This window comes from Flavobacterium bizetiae, assembly GCF_024271895.1.
GTDB lineage: Bacteria > Bacteroidota > Bacteroidia > Flavobacteriales > Flavobacteriaceae > Flavobacterium > Flavobacterium bizetiae.
The window spans coordinates 3988814-4007594 of the sequence record NZ_CP091861.1 but is presented as its reverse complement, the minus strand read 5'-3'; the positions used below and the strand labels follow the sequence as shown (position 1 = coordinate 4007594).

The window sequence follows — 18781 nt, the reverse complement described above, 5'->3', positions numbered from 1 at the left end:
AATGATTTACCCCAAAATAGCGCTTGCTCAAAGCATTATCGAAATTTGTTTAGCAAAAGAAATCACGAATATTATAATTTCTCCGGGATCAAGAAACGCACCTTTAACAATAGGTTTTGCACAAAATCCTAATTTTAAATGTTACAGCATTGCCGACGAACGTTGCGCTGCTTTTTTTGCCTTAGGAATTGCACAACAAACCAAACAGCCGACTGCGGTTGTTTGTACCTCAGGATCAGCTTTATTAAATTATTATCCGGCTGTAGCCGAAGCATTTTACAGTCAGATTCCGTTAATCGTAATTTCGGCAGATCGTCCGCAAAGTAAGATTGATATTGGTGATGGTCAAACCATTCGTCAGGAAAATGTTTTTCAGAATCATTCGGTTTTCAATGCCAATTTAACCGAAGAGGCTTCTGTAGAAAATGATTTAAAAATTAATAAAGCAATAGAAGCGGCTATTCTTAAAAAAGGACCGGTTCATATTAATGCACCATTCGAAGAACCCTTATACGAAACGGTTTCAGAACTTTCTGTTGAACCAAAAATTACCCATTCAGAAGAAATTCTTGGAACAAAAATCATAGAAAATATTGAGGATGTTGTTACTGTCTGGAATACTTCAAAAAGAAAATTAATTCTTATCGGAGGTATAAACGAAGCCAATTCTGTTAGCAGCGAAATTCTGGAAAACTTTGCCAAAGATCCTTCAATTGTAGTGCTTACGGAGACGACATCAAACTTGCATGATCCAAGTTTTATTAATAGTATAGACAGCTTAATTACACCTTTTGACGATTTTGATTTTAAAGAATTAGAACCGGAAGTTTTAATCACTTTTGGTGGTATGATTGTTTCAAAACGTATTAAGGCTTTTTTACGAAAATATAAACCTGCACATCACTGGCATATAGATACATTGCGTGCTTACGATACATTTAATGCTTTAAGTAAACATTTTGTAATGGAACCAGAAGATTTTTTCAAAGAACTGCTTCCAAAAACAACATTTGTTTCGAGTAAATATTTCTCTAAAATTGATAAAATCTACGATTTAAGAAAAATCAGAAAACAGGAATATTTGCGTAAAATTACATTCTCAGATTTTAAAGTATTCGAAAAAGTAATAGAATCGCTTCCTAAAAACAGTCAGCTGCAAATTAGTAATAGTTCAGCGATTCGTTATGCGCAGTTAATTGAGATTGACCCTTCAATCGAAGTGTATTGCAACCGCGGAACAAGTGGTATTGACGGAAGTACATCAACAGCAGTAGGCGCGGCGGTAGGAAGAAGCGATAAACAAACTGTATTTATTACCGGTGATATTGGTTTTTTATACGATAGCAATGCTCTATGGAATTCTTACATTCCTAAAAACTTCAAAATTATCTTGATTAATAATGGAGGAGGAGGAATCTTTAGAATTCTACCGGGACATGAAGAAAAGCCTGTTTTTAATACTTATTTCGAAACTTCGCACAATCTCACAGCAGAACATTTGGCAAAGATGTACAAGCTTAATTATTTTACAGCCAATGACGTAGCATCTCTTGAAAAAGGAATAGAAAACCTTTACAGTAATGATAGTGCTGCCGGAATTCTGGAGGTATTTACACCAACTTTAGAAAACGATGCTGTTTTAAAACAATATTTTAAAGAACTAGTATAGTCTTGTAAATAAAATAAAGTTAAAATAGTTTTTATTGTAAGATAAATCTTTAAATTTGGATTTTATAAATCTAATCAAATTTAAATTTTTATTTATGAGCGCAAGAGAAGAATTAATTAAAAAGTATGCACAGGATCTTAAAGAAAAATGTGGAATAACACCAAATATGGATTTACTTACTAAAGTTACTATAGGTTGCGGACCCTCTATTTATAATGCAGATTCGTCTACGGTTGCCGGAAGTCAGCAATCAGAATTAGATACTGTAAAAAAGAATTTCCTGATTAAGAAATTAGGTTTGGCTGACAGCCCTGCTTTAGACAAAGCAATAGCGGATGTTCTGGAGCAATATGGTAAATCAAATAAGCACAAATACAGAGCGGTGGTGTATTATCTTCTGACATTGCATTTTAAAAAAGAAAGTGTTTACAAATAAATCTCACCCGATTTAAAAAGCAAAAAGCGCCTTAATGGCGCTTTTTATATTTTATATTCTTAACGAATCGGGACCGGGAATACGGGTAAACTTGCATGACCTAACTCGTCTACAGTTTGTATAGCAAAAAAGTAGTTGTCTTTAGAATACGGAATTTCCGCCTTGGTATCTTTTACAAAAAATGTTTTCTCCCAATGCGAAGAAGCCGTTTCTCTCATTAAAATCTGATAACCATAAGGCGCCTTTCCTTCCGGAGCGGTCCAGGAGAATGCAGATGAATTAGAAAGATTTTTAACTTCTATTCCTACATTTACTGGCGCTTTTGGCGACCACGCTAAGTTGGCCAAAGTGGCTAAATTAGAACAAGTATTTTTTCTTAAATACTCAAAATCCATAAATTCAACTAAATCACCGTATTTAATACCGTTTTCAGTTCTTAAATCCTGATGTTGGTGATCGAAATTCTCATTCGTTTCGCAAAAACGAACTGCTGTAAATCCATTTTGACTAAACGGAGTGTGATCGCCTCCACGTAAAAAACGATCGTTTCTGTATACTAATTTTACTTTTAACTGGTCTACATATTGCTCTGTAACGGTTTTAATGTAACGCGCCAATAATCTCGACGGACTATCATTTTCACGACTTGTTGCTTTACGCATCTTGGCTTCGTCTTCGGTTTCCAGAAACGGAATTGTCTCGCTAAAAACCCTAATTTGAGTATTATCTCTTAAATTAGTTCCGCTCGACAAACTATTACCAATCATATCATTATTAAGCATTGCCATGATATTCCAGTTCGATTCTTTTGCCGTTTCAGCAAGATGACGCGCACCTATAAGTCCTTGTTCTTCGCCAACTACAGCAACAAAAATAATAGTGGCAGAAAAAGATCTTTTACTCATTACTCTCGCTAGTTCCATTACAGCCGCAACTCCGGAAGCGTCATCATTGGCACCGGGAGCATCAGATTTAATATTCATAACATCAGAAACTCTCGAATCAAGATGTCCGCTTATAATAAGAACACGGTTATCATTTGGATCAGTTCCTTTAAGAGTCGCCATTACATTCCCAAGCTGACTGTCTTTGTTTATACGTTTTCCGTCTGCTTTCACTTCAAAATAATCAATTACAGCAGTTAATCTTCCGCCAGATTCCAATGCATATTTATCAAATTCAGATTTTACCCATTGTTGTGCAGCGCCAATTCCTTTGGTTTTGCTTTTAGTATCGCTTAAAGTATGTCGTGTCCCGAAAGAAACTAACTTTCGAACAGTAGCCTCAAGGTTTTCGGCTTTAATTTCGGTAATCATTTTTTTTATTTCAGGATCTTCAGCGACCTGAGAAAAGGTAATTTGAGTAAAAAACAGAAATGTAAATACAGAATAAAAAATGGTCTTTTTCATTGATTTGGGATTAATTTAGATCCTCAAATTTACTTAAAAAAAACAGAAACCCTAAAAAGATGTTTTAGCTGATTTTATCTAAAACTTTTTTCGTTGTACCATTTTCAAACTTCGTACATTTGCACCTTAGAAACTTAGCTGCTTTACAGCTTAGAACCTCAAGAATATGATTGAAATAGGAAAATACAATACCCTTACTATATTACGTGATACCAAAGTTGGTTTATTTTTAGGAAATCCTGAAAAAGATCCGGAAGGAATTCACGATATATTATTACCCAATAAATACGTTCCCAACGAATTTGAAATAGGCGAAGAATTGATCGTCTTTGTATATTTAGACCACGAACAACGTCCGGTTGCTACCACACTGGAACCTTATATATTACTGAATGAATTTGCACTTTTAAGAGTGAATTACATTAATCAGGTTGGTGCTTTTATGGATTGGGGGATGGAAAAAGACATCCTTGTTCCGTTTAAAGAACAAGCCCGACCAATGGAAAAAGGAAAACGTTACTTAGTTTACCTTTATATGGACGAAAAAACCAATCGTTTGGTCGCTTCAAGTAAATTGAACCAATTTTTAAGCAATGAAAACCTAACGGTTGAGAAAGGTGAAGAAGTTGATTTGATCGTTTCGCATATTACCGAATTAGGAATCAATGTAATCATCAACGAGCAGCACAAAGGATTGTTGTATAAAGATGAAGTTTACGATGATGCGATTAGAACCGGTGACAGAATGATCGGATTTATTAAAAACATCCGTCCTGATAACAAAATAGACGTTGCTTTGCAAGTACAAGGTTATCAAAGTATTGAGCCAAATGCAGAAAAAATATTAGACGAATTAAGAGCCAGCCGTGGTTTTTTACGTCTAAACGACGCTTCGCATCCTGAAGACATCAAAACGGTGTTAAAAATGAGTAAAAAGACTTTCAAAAAAGCAATTGGAGCTTTATACAAAGATAAACTGATAGAAATTAAAGAAGACGGGATTTATCTTGTAAAAGAATAGTTTTCTAAAATTCCAATATTTTTTTAATTCCAAATTCCAATATGAATCGTATATATTGGAATTTGGATTTTATTTTTTGTAATTTACCGTAATCACAGCCAAAGGTTTCAAACAAGAGTGTAAGTAACTTTTGTGAAAGCCTACTTTAATTCCTATCTTCAAACATTGCCCGTGGTTTCAACCACGGGAATACAATACAAGGCTTGATAATATTGCACCCTGTGGTTGAAACCACAGGCAATGTCTGACAAGTTTACAAGTAAAAAAAAACTTGTCAAAGTTTAGGAACAAGCTCTTTAAACTATTAGTTTTCAATCTTGGAAAATTTAAAATACCAAATCCCAAGATTACCAGATTTCGGTTGGAATTTGGATTTTTTTTATTGAAATTTAAAAAATATTTAGAGTTTATGAAAAAAATGATCTTTTTAAGCCTTTCGTGCTTCGTTCTTTTTTCGTGTCAGAAAAACAAGCAAGATTTAAAACTTGAATTACTGACCAATGAGATTGTTTGTGTTGAAGATGTTTATATGGATGATTTCCGGGAAGTTTTTTATAAACCAAATGCAAAATACGATAGTCTTTCAAAAAACATTCTTCATTATAAAATAACTAATATTTCAGATAAAAAATATTTTATAATGCTCAACGAGAATAATCTGGGAACTGTCGAACGAGATCTTTACAGAGAAGCTTTAGGAAGAAAAGATTATGCTTATAATTCGATTGGCTTTAGCATGTATAAAAAAGATTCTATTTTAGATGGAAGTTCCACAAGGGCCGAAAATATGTGCGGCAACGGTTTTGAACTAATGAAAATTAAAGAGCTAGATACTATAGTCTCTAAGTTTTTAAGAAAAAACCGAATTTTTAGGAAATACCAGCTAGAATATGTCAATGATATTGATGAATCATTACAAGGTTATTTTCTTCAGCCTGGAGAAACAAAATATTTTACTTCAGTAACTAATTTGCCTTATAGAAATAGTCAAATGTGGTTTTCGAATATCGACAAGAAGAAACCAAATTTAGGTTCACTTTCTTTAAAGAATGATTCTGTTTTTACGAATAAAAGATTAAGTCAGGATCGGAAAAAAGAGATAAAAGAAAACGGATATGTTATATTTGATGGCATTATTTACTCTAATAAAGTTCCGGTAAAACTAATAAAGATTACAAATTAAAACAGGAAAGGCTACTCATTACAAGTAGCCTTTCCCTTTTTATTCTAGTTTTAAAAAAAATTGTAATTAAAAAAAAACAGAAATAAAATAATTTGAATCCTTCAAGAAATAATAGCTTTAAAAATTTTAGAAATTACTTCTTGAAACGTATGTCTTTAAATAATTTATACATTCATACTCAAAAGCGAAATGTCGATTTCACGGCTAATCCATTTGGTTTTATAAAATAATGTATAGAAAGTTTCAGTTAGCATTTTTTCCTCTTTTCGTAATCAATTTTATACTAATTACTAAACAATTCTAGCCTTTAACCTTAGGTGTTACTATCTCCTTTTCGAAGTTTCGATAAATGAGTAAATCATTTGCCCATTATTTACGGGTTTACTATTTAAAACCATAAAAAAATGAGCGACAAATTTTTTAAATTTTCTCAAAAAAATCATTTTTTAGGTTAATAAATCAGTGAAAGAAAATCAATCCCAAATCGATGAAATAAAAATGTATCTCATTGATTTCTAGGGTGTAAAATTACTTATTATTTTCTGAAACTAATGTTAAAAAATGTTATTTTTTATGTCAGACCGGCAATTGTTAACATTGAAAGTAATTTTCGTACAGACTTAAAGCAAATAGAGTAGGTAAAAATGTAAAAATGGTTTATTTTTACACTATAATTATTAAAAATAAAACAAATAGAAATGGATTGGATTACTGCCAGAGAATTTGAAGATATAACTTATAAAAAATGTAACGGAGTTGCCAGAATCGCCTTTAACAGACCTAATGTTAGAAATGCTTTTCGTCCTAAAACAACTTCAGAATTATACCAGGCTTTTTACGACGCACAAGAAGATACTTCAATCGGAGTAGTTTTACTTTCTGCAGAAGGACCATCAACAAAAGATGGTGTTTATTCTTTTTGCAGCGGAGGAGATCAAAACGCGCGCGGACACCAGGGTTATGTGGGTGAAGACGGTCAACATCGTTTGAATATTCTTGAAGTTCAGCGTTTAATTCGTTTTATGCCAAAAGTAGTAATTGCAGTTGTTCCGGGCTGGGCAGTTGGTGGCGGACACAGTTTGCACGTAGTTTGCGATATGACTTTGGCAAGTAAAGAACACGCTATTTTTAAACAAACAGACGCTGATGTAACCAGTTTCGACGGAGGTTACGGATCTGCTTATTTGGCTAAAATGGTAGGTCAGAAAAAAGCGCGTGAGATTTTCTTTTTAGGAAGAAATTATTCTGCTCAGGAAGCAATGGACATGGGAATGGTAAATGCCGTAATTCCTCATGATGAGTTAGAAGATACAGCTTATGAATGGGCTCAGGAAATCCTTCAGAAATCTCCAACTTCAATCAAAATGCTAAAATTCGCCATGAACCTTACAGACGACGGAATGGTAGGGCAACAGGTTTTTGCCGGAGAAGCAACTCGTCTGGCTTATATGACAGAAGAAGCTAAAGAAGGAAGAAACGCATTCTTAGAAAAAAGAAAACCAAACTTTGGAGAAAATAAATGGTTGCCTTAATATTTTAGATTTTAGATTGTTAGATTTTAGATTTTTTTTTAATCTGAAACTGACATCTCAACTCTAGAGTAAAAAAAATAATATTTATTTAGATTACAGATTTTAGATTTTTAAAATAAAAAAATCCAACAATCTAAAATCTAAATTTTAAAATCTAAAATAAAAACATGAAACATTGGATTGAAGCCGCACGATTGCGCACATTGCCTTTATCAGTTTCCGGAATTATTGTTGGAAGTATCTACGCGCTTTCAAATCCAACATCTACAATCGATACACCAACAGAAGTATTCAGTTGGAAAATTTTTGGTTTTGCACTCTTAACAACCTTAGGATTACAGGTTCTATCCAATTTTGCCAATGATTACGGAGACGGAGTAAAAGGAACCGATAATGACGACAGAGTAGGGCCAAAACGCGCTATTCAGAGTGGTATTATTACCCCTCAGGCCATGAAAAAAGCCATAATAATTACTTCTGTACTAACATTATTATCTGCTATTACCCTAATTTATTTTGCTTTTGGCGAAAGTAATTTCGGATATTCAATCTTCTTTTTACTGTTAGGAATCGCTGCAATTGTTTCGGCAATTCGTTATACAGTTGGTAATTCAGCTTACGGATATAAAGGATTTGGAGACCTATTTGTGTTTATATTCTTCGGTTTGGTAAGTACTTTAGGCGTTAACTTTTTATATTCTAAAGAAATAGACCCGCTTTTAATTCTTCCGGCAATTGCTATTGGTTTACTAAGTGTTGGAGTTTTAAACCTGAATAATATGCGTGATGAAGAATCTGACCGAAAATCAGGAAAAAACACCATCGTCGTTCAAATAGGAGGAGCGAAAGCCAAAATCTATCACTTTTCATTGATTATTACTGCAATGCTTTGTGTGGTTATTTTTGCCATTTTAAGCGATTACAACTTCGATCAATATTTGTTTTTACTTGCTTACATACCTTTAACCAAACATTTAATTACGGTTTATAAAAACCAAAACCCTAAGTTGTTAGATCCTGAATTAAAAAAACTGGCATTAAGCACATTCCTGCTTTCAATATTACTAACAGTTTGTATGATTTCTTTGATTTCAGACATTATTGTGAACCTTTTCTTAGGCGGAAGATAAAATAACGTTCAACTTTAAAATTCAAACAAAATGAAAATCACGTATTTCGGACACGCCTCTTTAGGCATTGAAGTTGGGGGAAAACACATTCTTGTTGATCCTTTTATTACAGGAAATCCAAAAGCTTCGGCAATTGACATAAACACCCTAAAAGCAGATTATATCCTGCTTACACACGCACATGGCGATCATATTCTTGATGCAGAAGCCATTGCAAAACGCACTGATGCTACTATAGTTTCGAATGCTGAAATCGCAAGTTACTACGCACAAAGAGAAATCAAAGCCCACCCAATGAATCACGGCGGAAGCTGGCAGTTCGATTTCGGAAAAGTAAGATATGTAAACGCAATTCACTCAAGTTCTTTTCCTGACGGAAGTTACGGAGGAAATCCAGGAGGTTTTGTGATCGAAAGCGAGCACAAAAACATCTACATTGCCGGCGATACAGCCCTTACATACGATATGAAACTGATTCCGTTGCGTACAGAACTGGATTTAGCCATTCTTCCAATCGGAAACAATTTCACGATGGATGTTGAAGATGCTATTATCGCTTCAGATTTCATCGAGTGCGATAAGATTCTGGGCTATCATTTTGATACTTTTGGTTATATCGAAATCAATCATGAAGAAGCTATTCGTAAATTTTTCGATAAAGGAAAAGACTTAATGCTTCTCGAAATCGGAGAATCAATAGAATTATAATGTACAGAAAACTGGATCAAAGCTTTTATAATATATCCAATCTCAAATTTTCAAAATCAGATTTGGAATTTGGAATTTAAATTTTAGAGTTTTATAAACTTTAAGGAGCTATTTCCCGCTTTCGGCTATATCTTTTTTGAGAAGATGAAAAATCTTCTCAAAAAAGGATACCGCCTCTATCGGGGCTAGGATTTTAGTATTCATAAGAAATTTATATGAACGACACCATTACATTTATTTGCGATTGTTGCGGCAAAGAGCACGAAAGCTGGCCCGCAATAACCTACAATGCACCAAGTAGTTACCACAATCTTTCACCTCAGGAAAAAGAAGAAATCGCAGTTATCGATGAAGATTTCTGTGTCATCAAACATTCAGATGATCATATAGATCGATTTGCAAGAGTTATTTTAATTCAAAAAGTAAATGATCATTGCGAAGATCTTGAATACGGTTTCTGGGTTTCATTAAGCGAAACAAGTTTTAATGACTATCTGGAAAACTTCGACAACGAAAATCACGAAACCGAATATTTTGGATGGCTTTGCAACTATATTCCGCAATACGAATTTTCAAAAAGCATTCCCACAACAGTAGTAACTCAAACCGGAAATAATCGCCCGGCAATTTTTCCTCATAAAGATTTCGATCATCCTTTTGTAAAAGATTTCTATAACGGAATTACAAAAGAAGAAGCCGAAAAGAGGATTCGCGCAATACTATAACAATCATCATCAAATCAAATCGAACAATCAAACTTAAAAAAATGAATCTAAAAAAACGGCTTATTTTGCTTTTCCTTGTTGTTTCATGCAACACATTTGCCCAAAAATGTTCTTGTCAGGACAATTTTAACTGGTTAAAGAAAAATTTCCAAGAAAATGATGCAGGATTTCAATTCGTTATAGACAAAAAAGGAACCACCGCATATGAAGATCATAACAATCTTTTTAGCAAAAAAGTCAAAAAAATAAAAGATTTAAACACTTGCAGAGACGTCCTTTTTGACTGGATGTTATTCTTTCGACCGGAACATTTATCCTTATCTATAAATCAGGATGTTGCAAACAAATCAACCGCTCAAAACAATACTGCACCAGAAAAAGAGTGGGAGAAACTCGAAATAAGTGAAGAACAATTAAAAAACAGTCTGGCAAATATCGCGCAGCCAAGTCTTGAAGGGATCTGGACAACAGGCCCGTATACTATTGGAGTTACAAAAAGAAAGGATGAATACATTGGCTACATTCTAGAGGCTAAAAACACGAAATGGAAACAATATCAGGTAAAATTCAAAATAAAAGAAAGCTCTGATAAAACTTATAGCGCGGTATTCTTTTTCGGTGACTATTCTAGCAGAAATTTCAAAGAAGTCAAACTTGTCGGAAATAACTTTTTAAAGATTGGATTTGTTTCCTTACAAAGAAAGTTTCCTGTAAATCCGGGAAATACCCCTGAAATTGATAGTTATATCGAATCATTAACAGCTGAGAATCCATTTATTAAAGAAATATCAGGTAAAACCATTTTATTACGAATCCCTTCATTCGATTATTCAAACAAAAAAGCCATTGATAGTGTACTAGCGGCAAATAAAGCATTAATTATGTCAAAAGAAAATCTAATCATCGACTTAAGAAATAATGGAGGAGGAGCTGATGCCAGTTTTCAGGAAATAATTCCTTATTTATACACAAACCCAATCAGAACCATTGGTACAGAATATTTATCTACAGTTCAGAACAATAAAAGAATGGAAGAATTCATGGCAAATCCGGATTGGTCAGCTGAAGATAAAGAATGGGCACGAAAAGGATTAGAAAAATTAAATTTGAATATAGGGAAATTTGTTAGCCTTGACGATGCGATAGTTCAGGAAAGTAAGTTAGATATCGTTTATAGCAATCCAAAAAATATCGGAATCATTATAAACGAAAATAATGCAAGTACGACCGAAGAGTTTTTGCTGCTGGCAAAACAAAGCAAAAAAGTGAAATTTTTTGGAACAACAACCGAAGGCGTTTTAGATATTTCGAACATGCATTTTGTTGATTCGCCTTGCAAAGATTTAAAGTTAGGTTATTCATTATCAAAAAGTTTTAGAATTCCGGGCATGCAAATTGATGGTAAAGGAATTCAGCCGGATTATTATCTTGATAAAAGCATTCCTGAATATGATTGGGTTAGATTTACAGAAAAAATATTGAATGCGAACTAAATAAATGATTTAAAAAATCGTAACATGAATTTTAGAAAAATAATTTTATTTATTTTAATTACAGTTTCTTGCCACACTTTTGCTCAAAAAGATGGCTATTGGGACAAGGAACGTGCTACAACAAAAGAAATTATAGTGGCGGCACGAGACCGAATCGTGCTTAAAACAGAAGATCTGCCAGTTGGAACCACAGAAATCGTTTATAGAATTACGCTTTTAGACGAAAATCAGGAAATGACAAACAGTTTGGTTTCGGTATTAAAATCTATCCCGGATCCAACAGGAATTTCTCAGGGTTCAGCCGGAGCAGTTTTTTTAATGTCTAAAATTTCAGGAGATGATACGTGTTCTTATGCGCTTTTTACATCAAACGAAAACGCAAAAAAATACATCTCTGACGGTAAAACAGATAAAGCCTGTTACGCTCAGGAAGAACCTTTAAGTAAAGATGCTAAACGATTATCGCTTGATAAATCTTCTTGTTTAGGACAAAACATTAATACCTTATGGTTTGGTTTTCATAGTAAAAACTGGCTTTTAAACCAGAAAATTGTACTGGAAGTGGTGCCGTGGGTTGATTCAAAATTAAATCGCGGATGGAATCAGGACAACAAAAACGAAATTATCAGTCTTTGTAAAACATCTACAATGGCACAAAAAATGGCCAATTCTGATGATTTTTGCGTTTGTATTCTCGAGAAAATAATGAAACAATACCGTTACACAGAGTTTCAGAAATTATTGCCAATCGAGAAAAACAAAGTCTATAAAGATTTTGGAAACAGCTGTTATAAAGATGCCGACATTTCTAAAAACGTTTATAACGATTTGAGAACCCAGGCCTCGACTTTAATAAAATTGCAAAAATATAACGAAGCAATTCAAAAACTAAATACCATCATCAACGACGGAAAAGCAACCGCAATCGATTATGGTTCTATTGGTTATTGCTACATTTTGACCAAACAATATGCAAAAGCGATTAAGTTCCTGAAAGAAGGAGAAAAATTAGATGATACCGAATTACTGGTAAAATTAAATCTCGCGCATGTTTATTTGGTCAGCGATGATTACAGCGAAGCAAAGGCGATTTATAAAAAATACCAAACTCAAAACGTTACCGATAGTTTAAGCTGGAAAGAAAAGACCAAACAAGATTTTGTCATTTTCGAAAAAGCAGGATTACCATCAAAAGACTTTGAAAGAGTTTTAAAATTATATAATTAGAGGTGCTAAGGTGCTGAGATACTAAGGTACTGAGTTTTTTAGTTTCTAAGTTTTTCAATATCTCAGCACCTTAGCGCCTTAGTACCTAAAAAAAATGAAAGCAACTTACCAAAAATACATGTTAGAGTTCAAACGACCTTCCGGGACATCCAGAGGCGTTATGACCGAGAAAGAAACCTGGTTTATCATTCTTGAAGAAAATGGTAAAAAAGGAATAGGAGAGTGCGGAATATTACGTGGTTTGAGTGCAGATGATCGTGATGATTATGAAGATAAACTCAATTGGGCTTGTGAGAATATTCATTTAGGCGAAAAAGCATTATGGGAAGCTTTGTTAGAATTCCCTTCGATACAATTTGGGATTGAGATGGCTTTTTTATCACTTAAAAGCCAAAATCCGTATGTTTTATTTCCTTCTGATTTTACCCGAAATACTAAATCTATTGTAATAAACGGATTGGTTTGGATGGGTGAAGCTTCATATATGAAACAACAAATAGAAGAAAAATTAGCCGACGGATTTGATTGTATCAAACTCAAAATTGGCGCAATTGATTTTCAAAAAGAATTAGAATTATTAGGCTTTATTCGCAATCATTTTTCGGCAGATCAAATCGAAATTCGGGTTGATGCTAACGGTGCTTTCGCTTTAGACGAAGCTTTAGATAAACTCAATCAATTGAATCAATTTCAGCTTCATAGTATTGAGCAGCCTATTAAGAAAGGAAACACTACGGAAATGGCAGATTTGTGCAAAACAACTCCGTTTCCTATTGCATTAGACGAAGAATTAATTGGTATTTTTTCATTCGAAGAAAAAGAAAAATTATTGCAGAAAATCAAACCACAATACATTATCCTTAAACCAAGTTTTATAGGAGGTTTCAGAGGAACAAAAGAATGGATTGATTTGGCCAACAAATACGATATTGGCTGGTGGATTACATCAGCATTAGAAAGTAATATCGGTCTCAATGCTATTTCGCAATGGACATTTATTCAGGATTCAAAAATGCCGCAAGGTTTAGGAACCGGAGCGCTTTATACCAATAATATCGATTGCCCGCTTGAAGTTTCGCAAGGACAATTATGGTACAATACAGCTAAAAAATGGGAATCATTTTTTTAAGGAGGTTCAAAGGTGCAGAGCAACAAAGGTTCAGAGGTTTGATAATAAAAAAGGTAAAGAATTACAAAGTTTTAAACCTTTGCAACTTTGTACCTTTAAGTCTTTGAAACTTTCCTTTATTCTTTTCCTCCAAGTAAACCTTCTTGCCAGTCTTTTTTTTTAGGAGGTTCAAAGGTGCATAGCAACAAAGGTTCAGAGGTTTGATAATAAGAAATAAAAAAAGGTACAGCGTTACAAAGTTTAAATCTTTGCAACGCTGTACCTTTGAGTCTTTGAGCCTTTCCTTTACTCTTTTCCTCCAAGTAAACCTTCTTGCCAGTCTTTTAGTTCCTGCCATTTTCCCTGGTAAGCCAGTAGAGCTTGTCTTGCCCAGGTACTTGGATTGTGAATGGCGTAATTTTCTCCGCCAGCATCAAGAATAGATTGTAATTTCTCTGTTGAAGTTTCTGAGAGTTCACGCCAGGTTGTAATTCCTGCAGCATTAAACAAGGCTTCAATTTTTGGCCCGATTCCCTCTACAATTTTCAAATCATTTTCTTTTATTTTTTTACCGTAAACTGTTGTAGCCAATGCCGCATCAAATAATAATGCAGGAGCTGCAGGAGCAGTAAACGATTGTTGAGAAGAAATAGTTGCTTTTGATGCTAAATCGGCTTCTAAAGAAGAGATTTTAGCATTTAAATTTCGGGTATTTGCTTTACAGGCATCGAGATCAGCTTGTAATGACAATGCAAGTGAATCATCTCCTTTTGAATTCATTTTTCCTAGTAAGTAACCCAAAATTCCACAGATTAATCCCACTAGCGCCGGTATTAAGATACATGGTATATTCATAATAGTATATTTTTGATTAATTATTTGATTGTAATTACAGTTCTTCTGTTGTTTGCTTTTCCTTCTGCCGTTGCATTTTCTCCAATAGGCTCATCAGGTCCTTTTGAGTCGGTTGTAATACGGCTGCCATCGATTCCTTTCTTAGACAGATAGTTTTTAGAAAATTCAGCACGTTTTTGCCCAAGTACAACATTAGAATCACGATTTCCAACATTATCACTATGTCCAACGGCCAAAATCACCGCGTCTTTTTCATGGTCCATATATTTAACCAGATCAGCCACTTTTTGTTTCTCAGCTTCGGATAATTGGTTACTTGATTTATTGGTACTGAAATGTAAAATTAACGGATCACCATTAATTTTATCCTTAAGAATAACCCATTCATCAGTAGTTACAGCAGGAGCAGTTTCCGTAGTTTCAAATTTATATTCAGCAGGTCCTAATAGCGTATCCTTACTTGTTTTCCACTTATCTACTATTTCTCCTTTTGTATCAAACTGAGAACCGGATAATCCTTTCGAAACAAAATACTTTTTAATATCATTTGCCCTTGCAAGCCCCAGATTTTCAAAAGTTGAAGAATTTGTCTCATCAGAAGTAGCATAACCCGTAATTGTTATTTTTTGTTTAGGATTTGCAATCAAAAATGTTTTAAGATTTTCGATTCCAACTGCTACAGAATCACTAACAGGCAGGACTACTGCAAAACTGTTTTTAAGGAACTTGATATTATCATTGGTATGATAATCAATTCCTGAACCATTTAGAATAAAAGGGACGAAAATAGTCTCCTCAGCCACAACTACGGATACTTTTTCAGTATCTGCCGCTGGTGTTTTAATAGCGCAATTGCAACAGAATTCTACATACAAATAGGTACCTAAAATGATTGTTATTGCAATGCCTAATAGATAAAATGCTTTTTTAGACATAAGTGATGAAATTAAGATTCAATCAAATTTAACAAAAAAATAGATACATAATGTATTAATAATCAGTTATTTTAAAGTTATATGCTTAATTTTGAGAGGATTATAAAACTTTGATAAACTATCACAGATTCCTGAATCTCAATTTTAAGACTGAATTAAATTGAGTAACTTGCATAAAAATTAAATTTAGACAATAAAAATGGTCGAAATAGAAAGAAAGTTTCTTGTAAAATCAGATGATTATAAAGAACAGGCTTTTACCCAAAATAAAATTGCCCAGGGATACTTGAGTTCGATTCCTGAAAGAACCGTTCGCGTTAGAATAAAAGGAAATAAAGGCTTTATTACCATAAAAGGAATTGGTCAGCATGGAGGTATGTCTCGTTTTGAATGGGAAAATGAAATTCCGGTTGATGAAGCGCAGGAATTACTTAGATTATGCGAAAAAGGAAAAATAGAGAAAACTCGTTTTGAAGTACAATCAGGAAAACACGTTTTTGAAATTGATGAATTTTATGGAGAAAATGAAGGATTGGTGATGGCAGAAATCGAGCTTGAATCTGAAACAGAAGCATTTGAAAAGCCAGATTGGCTGGGCGAAGAAGTAACTAATGATAAAAGATACTACAATGCTTATTTGAGTAAAAATCCTTTTAAAAGCTGGGAAAAGCAATAAAGTTATGACAGAACAATATGATTTGATCATCGTTGGAGGAGGGCCAATAGGACTTGCCTGCGCCATTGAAGCTCAAAAGAAAAATTTACGTTACTTAATTATTGAGAAAGGAGCCATTGTAAACAGCATTTTCAATTATCCGTTGTATATGACTTTTTTCTCAACAGCAGAAAGACTTGAAATTGGCGATATTCCGTTTAATTGTCTGGCTCCAAAGCCTGGTCGTCAGGAAGCTTTAGAATACTATAGAAATATCCACCGTTATTTTAAATTCTCGATTCATTTATTTGAAAAAGTAAATCAGGTTTTAAAATTAGACAACAAATCTTTTAAAATTACGACTGATAAATCTTCGTATGAAGCTAAGAATGTGATTATTGCAACCGGTTTTTATGATATTCCGATTGAAATGAACGTAAAAGGAGAAGAATTGCCTAAAGTTCAACATTATTATAAAGAAGCTCACGAATATGCTTTTAGAAATGTATTAGTGGTTGGTGCCAATAATTCATCTGTTGATGCTGCTTTAGAATGTTGGAGAAAAGGAGCAAATGTTACGATGGTTATTCGTAAAAACGAAATTAATAATCGTGTAAAATATTGGGTAAAACCTGATATCGAAAACCGAATCGCCGAAGGAAGTATCAAAGCTTATTTTGAATCTAATATTACTGAAATTGAAGCAAATGAAGTAACAATTGAAACTCCAAACGGAAAAGTTGTTATAGAAAATGACTTTGTATTGGCATTAACGGGTTACAAACCAGATTTGACTTTTCTGGAGAAAATGGGAATTCAATTGTCTGATGATGAACTAAAAACGCCAAATTATAATCCTGAAACAATGGAAACCAATGTTGAAGGTTTGTTTTTGGCAGGCGTAGTTTGCGGGGGAATGCAAACGCACAAATGGTTTATCGAAAATTCGCGTATTCACGCTAATATGATTGTGGATTATATTACTTCTAAATAAAAAAAAGTTAGCCACTAATTTCACAAATCTTCACGAATTAATCTCTAACGTGAAGATTAAAAATGATTGTCATGATGTGAAATTAGTGGCCAAAAAAATTAAGAACTACAAGAAAGCATAGAGCAACCTACTTTAGATCTTGCCCAATCTGGTCTTTTTGTGAACCATTTTTGATATTCCGGCTGTTCGTCGTAAGGTTTTCGCAGTAGTGTATACAATTCGTCAATTAGCGAATAATCTTCCCTGTCGGCAGCATCAATGGCTAATTGAGACATATAATTTCTTAAAACATATTTAGGATTTATACGATTCATTTTTTCTGAACGAACTTCATCTGATAATGCTTCAGTATTTAATCTTTCGATATAAACAGTAAACCATTTTGTCCAGGATTCTGAAATTGTTCCTGAAATTTCTTCCGGTTTATAGAACGAATCTTTTATTTTCTCAATAGCATTTTCAGCAGAGTCTGATTTTAGAATTTGACTTAAATTTCTAAAAAAGATCGTCATATCGGTTTCAGATAATTGTAAAACATTCTCTAAATCGGTTATTAATTCACTGTTACTTTCAGTTGAAGTAAATAACCCTAATTTACTCAAAAACATTGTTTTGTAATCAGATTCGTAATCGTTTATAAACGTTTCTAATATTTTTTCTAAAGGCTCAGCTTCGTTAATTAACGGATAAAGCGCATTTGCTAATTGGTATAAATTCCATTGTGCAATTTGCGGCTGATTGCCAAAACGATATCTTCTGTTTTGACTATCGGTAGTATTAGGTGTCCAGTCCGGATCGTAATTTTCTAACCAGCCATACGGGCCGTAATCGATCGTAATACCATGAATAGACATATTATCTGTGTTCATTACACCGTGCACAAAACCTACACGTTGCCAATGTAAAATCATTTCGCGTGTTTTATCTGCAACTGTCTGAAAGAATTGCAAATACTGTTCTTTAGATTCGCCTTTTATTTCAGGAAAATAATGTTTGATGTTGTACTCTACAAATTGTTTTAGATTTTTGAGTTCATTTCGAGCTGTCAGCATTTCAAAACTTCCAAAACGAATAAACGATGGCGCAACACGGCAAACAATCGCGCCTTTTTCGTAAGCTGGATTTCCGTTGTATAAAATATCCCTTAAAACCTGATCACCAGACAACATCAGCGAAAGCGATCGGGTAGTAGGAACGCCCAGATGATACATTGCTTCAGCACATAAATATTCTCTTACTGAAGAGCGCAAAACAGCCAAACCATCTGCAGTTCTTGAGTAGGGGGTTTTTCCGGCGCCTTTTAACTGAAGCGTAAAAAATTCGTTGTTATTTTCAACTTCCGTTAAATTAATAGCGCGGCCGTCGCCTAATTGCCCAGCCCAATTTCCAAACTGATGCCCTGCATAACACATGGCAAACGGACGGGTTTCAGGGAGAATTTCTTTTCCCGAAAAGGCATTCAAAAACGATTCAGATTGAATTTCTTCAGGCGAAATACCAACCAGTTCCGCTACTTCTTTAGAAGCATGAATTAGTTTAGGATTTGATGGTTTTGTTGGATTTACATAAGAGAAAACAGCATTAGAGACCTGACGAATTTCATTTGTTTCGTTAAGATCTGCAGGTAATTCAGCAGTAAATCGATTATTTATTTTTAAATTTTTCATTTTTGAAATTTATATTTTGCCACAGATTATTGAG

The 18781-nt window shown here is 33.9% G+C and carries 17 protein-coding genes; 13 read left to right on the top strand and 4 right to left on the bottom strand.

All coding sequences use genetic code 11. The features are described 5' to 3' along the window. The first annotated feature begins 1 nt into the window (after position 1). Both menD and L0669_RS17040 read left to right on the top strand, forming a co-directional pair. Positions 2 to 1669, top strand: coding sequence for a 2-succinyl-5-enolpyruvyl-6-hydroxy-3-cyclohexene-1-carboxylic-acid synthase (gene menD, locus L0669_RS17045; protein WP_263758982.1), 1668 nt, complete (start codon positions 2 to 4; stop codon positions 1667 to 1669). Positions 1670 to 1763: 94 nt separating this feature from the next. Further along, the gene (locus L0669_RS17040; RefSeq protein WP_263758980.1) at positions 1764 to 2105 is read left to right on the top strand and encodes a DUF2853 family protein; all 342 of its coding nucleotides are present in this window, start codon (positions 1764 to 1766) and stop codon (positions 2103 to 2105) included. Between the two features lie 59 nt (positions 2106 to 2164). Here L0669_RS17040 and L0669_RS17035 read toward each other — a convergent pair whose 3' ends face one another. Beyond that, complete coding sequence (locus L0669_RS17035) at positions 2165 to 3514, bottom strand: M20/M25/M40 family metallo-hydrolase (protein WP_263758979.1); 1350 nt, start codon at positions 3512 to 3514, stop codon at positions 2165 to 2167. A 166-nt stretch (positions 3515 to 3680) separates the two neighbouring features. On the opposite strand from L0669_RS17035, the gene L0669_RS17030 reads away from it, so the two are divergent. The 9 genes from L0669_RS17030 to L0669_RS16990 all read left to right on the top strand — a co-directional run bounded on the left by L0669_RS17030 (position 3681) and on the right by L0669_RS16990 (position 13662). Further along, complete coding sequence (locus L0669_RS17030; protein ID WP_263758978.1) at positions 3681 to 4535, top strand: CvfB family protein; 855 nt, start codon at positions 3681 to 3683, stop codon at positions 4533 to 4535. 409 nt (positions 4536 to 4944) lie between these two features. Beyond that, a complete protein-coding gene (locus L0669_RS17025; protein ID WP_263758977.1) occupies positions 4945 to 5718 on the top strand; it encodes a hypothetical protein in 774 nt (257 codons plus the stop codon). Between the two features lie 698 nt (positions 5719 to 6416). After that, complete coding sequence (locus tag L0669_RS17020) at positions 6417 to 7250, top strand: 1,4-dihydroxy-2-naphthoyl-CoA synthase (protein ID WP_035681238.1); 834 nt, start codon at positions 6417 to 6419, stop codon at positions 7248 to 7250. A gap of 167 nt (positions 7251 to 7417) precedes the next feature. Then, a complete protein-coding gene (gene menA, locus L0669_RS17015; RefSeq protein ID WP_263758975.1) occupies positions 7418 to 8380 on the top strand; it encodes a 1,4-dihydroxy-2-naphthoate octaprenyltransferase in 963 nt (320 codons plus the stop codon). A 30-nt stretch (positions 8381 to 8410) separates the two neighbouring features. Then, a complete protein-coding gene (locus tag L0669_RS17010; protein WP_173972967.1) occupies positions 8411 to 9088 on the top strand; it encodes a metal-dependent hydrolase in 678 nt (225 codons plus the stop codon). Positions 9089 to 9303: 215 nt separating this feature from the next. Further along, entirely contained in the window at positions 9304 to 9813 is a 510-nt protein-coding gene (locus tag L0669_RS17005; protein ID WP_263758974.1) for a DUF2199 domain-containing protein, read from the top strand. Positions 9814 to 9854: 41 nt separating this feature from the next. Beyond that, complete coding sequence (locus tag L0669_RS17000; protein ID WP_263758972.1) at positions 9855 to 11306, top strand: S41 family peptidase; 1452 nt, start codon at positions 9855 to 9857, stop codon at positions 11304 to 11306. Between the two features lie 24 nt (positions 11307 to 11330). Then, positions 11331 to 12533 (top strand): tetratricopeptide repeat protein, encoded by a 1203-nt coding sequence (locus L0669_RS16995; RefSeq protein WP_263758971.1) that lies wholly within the window; start codon positions 11331 to 11333, stop codon positions 12531 to 12533. 94 nt (positions 12534 to 12627) lie between these two features. Beyond that, positions 12628 to 13662, top strand: coding sequence for an o-succinylbenzoate synthase (locus L0669_RS16990; RefSeq protein ID WP_263758969.1), 1035 nt, complete (start codon positions 12628 to 12630; stop codon positions 13660 to 13662). Between the two features lie 285 nt (positions 13663 to 13947). Here L0669_RS16990 and L0669_RS16985 read toward each other — a convergent pair whose 3' ends face one another. Continuing rightward, positions 13948 to 14496 (bottom strand): hypothetical protein, encoded by a 549-nt coding sequence (locus L0669_RS16985; protein WP_173972962.1) that lies wholly within the window; start codon positions 14494 to 14496, stop codon positions 13948 to 13950. 20 nt (positions 14497 to 14516) lie between these two features. Next, positions 14517 to 15431, bottom strand: a complete 915-nt coding sequence (locus tag L0669_RS16980; protein WP_263758968.1) for an OmpA family protein — start codon at positions 15429 to 15431, stop codon at positions 14517 to 14519. A 199-nt stretch (positions 15432 to 15630) separates the two neighbouring features. Between L0669_RS16980 and L0669_RS16975 the strand changes: the two genes are divergently transcribed. Together L0669_RS16975 and L0669_RS16970 are read left to right on the top strand one after the other, a co-directional pair. Further along, positions 15631 to 16107 (top strand): CYTH domain-containing protein, encoded by a 477-nt coding sequence (locus L0669_RS16975; RefSeq protein WP_263758966.1) that lies wholly within the window; start codon positions 15631 to 15633, stop codon positions 16105 to 16107. Between the two features lie 4 nt (positions 16108 to 16111). Further along, positions 16112 to 17080, top strand: a complete 969-nt coding sequence (locus L0669_RS16970) for a YpdA family putative bacillithiol disulfide reductase (RefSeq protein ID WP_263758964.1) — start codon at positions 16112 to 16114, stop codon at positions 17078 to 17080. Positions 17081 to 17178: 98 nt separating this feature from the next. Here L0669_RS16970 and L0669_RS16965 read toward each other — a convergent pair whose 3' ends face one another. Further along, positions 17179 to 18747 (bottom strand): protein adenylyltransferase SelO, encoded by a 1569-nt coding sequence (locus L0669_RS16965; RefSeq protein WP_263758963.1) that lies wholly within the window; start codon positions 18745 to 18747, stop codon positions 17179 to 17181. Between the last annotated feature and the right edge of the window lie 34 nt (positions 18748 to 18781).

Bases quoted from the DNA above. Each gene is read 5' to 3' on its own strand.
- menD (WP_263758982.1), top strand. From the start codon at position 2: ATGATTTACCCCAAAATAGCGCTTGCTCAAAGCATTATCGAAATTTGT.
- L0669_RS17040 (WP_263758980.1), top strand. From the start codon at position 1,764: ATGAGCGCAAGAGAAGAATTAATTAAAAAGTATGCACAGGATCTTAAA.
- L0669_RS17035 (WP_263758979.1), bottom strand. From the start codon at position 3,514: ATGAAAAAGACCATTTTTTATTCTGTATTTACATTTCTGTTTTTTACT.
- L0669_RS17030 (WP_263758978.1), top strand. From the start codon at position 3,681: ATGATTGAAATAGGAAAATACAATACCCTTACTATATTACGTGATACC.
- L0669_RS17025 (WP_263758977.1), top strand. From the start codon at position 4,945: ATGAAAAAAATGATCTTTTTAAGCCTTTCGTGCTTCGTTCTTTTTTCG.
- L0669_RS17020 (WP_035681238.1), top strand. From the start codon at position 6,417: ATGGATTGGATTACTGCCAGAGAATTTGAAGATATAACTTATAAAAAA.
- menA (WP_263758975.1), top strand. From the start codon at position 7,418: ATGAAACATTGGATTGAAGCCGCACGATTGCGCACATTGCCTTTATCA.
- L0669_RS17010 (WP_173972967.1), top strand. From the start codon at position 8,411: ATGAAAATCACGTATTTCGGACACGCCTCTTTAGGCATTGAAGTTGGG.
- L0669_RS17005 (WP_263758974.1), top strand. From the start codon at position 9,304: ATGAACGACACCATTACATTTATTTGCGATTGTTGCGGCAAAGAGCAC.
- L0669_RS17000 (WP_263758972.1), top strand. From the start codon at position 9,855: ATGAATCTAAAAAAACGGCTTATTTTGCTTTTCCTTGTTGTTTCATGC.
- L0669_RS16995 (WP_263758971.1), top strand. From the start codon at position 11,331: ATGAATTTTAGAAAAATAATTTTATTTATTTTAATTACAGTTTCTTGC.
- L0669_RS16990 (WP_263758969.1), top strand. From the start codon at position 12,628: ATGAAAGCAACTTACCAAAAATACATGTTAGAGTTCAAACGACCTTCC.
- L0669_RS16985 (WP_173972962.1), bottom strand. From the start codon at position 14,496: ATGAATATACCATGTATCTTAATACCGGCGCTAGTGGGATTAATCTGT.
- L0669_RS16980 (WP_263758968.1), bottom strand. From the start codon at position 15,431: ATGTCTAAAAAAGCATTTTATCTATTAGGCATTGCAATAACAATCATT.
- L0669_RS16975 (WP_263758966.1), top strand. From the start codon at position 15,631: ATGGTCGAAATAGAAAGAAAGTTTCTTGTAAAATCAGATGATTATAAA.
- L0669_RS16970 (WP_263758964.1), top strand. From the start codon at position 16,112: ATGACAGAACAATATGATTTGATCATCGTTGGAGGAGGGCCAATAGGA.
- L0669_RS16965 (WP_263758963.1), bottom strand. From the start codon at position 18,747: ATGAAAAATTTAAAAATAAATAATCGATTTACTGCTGAATTACCTGCA.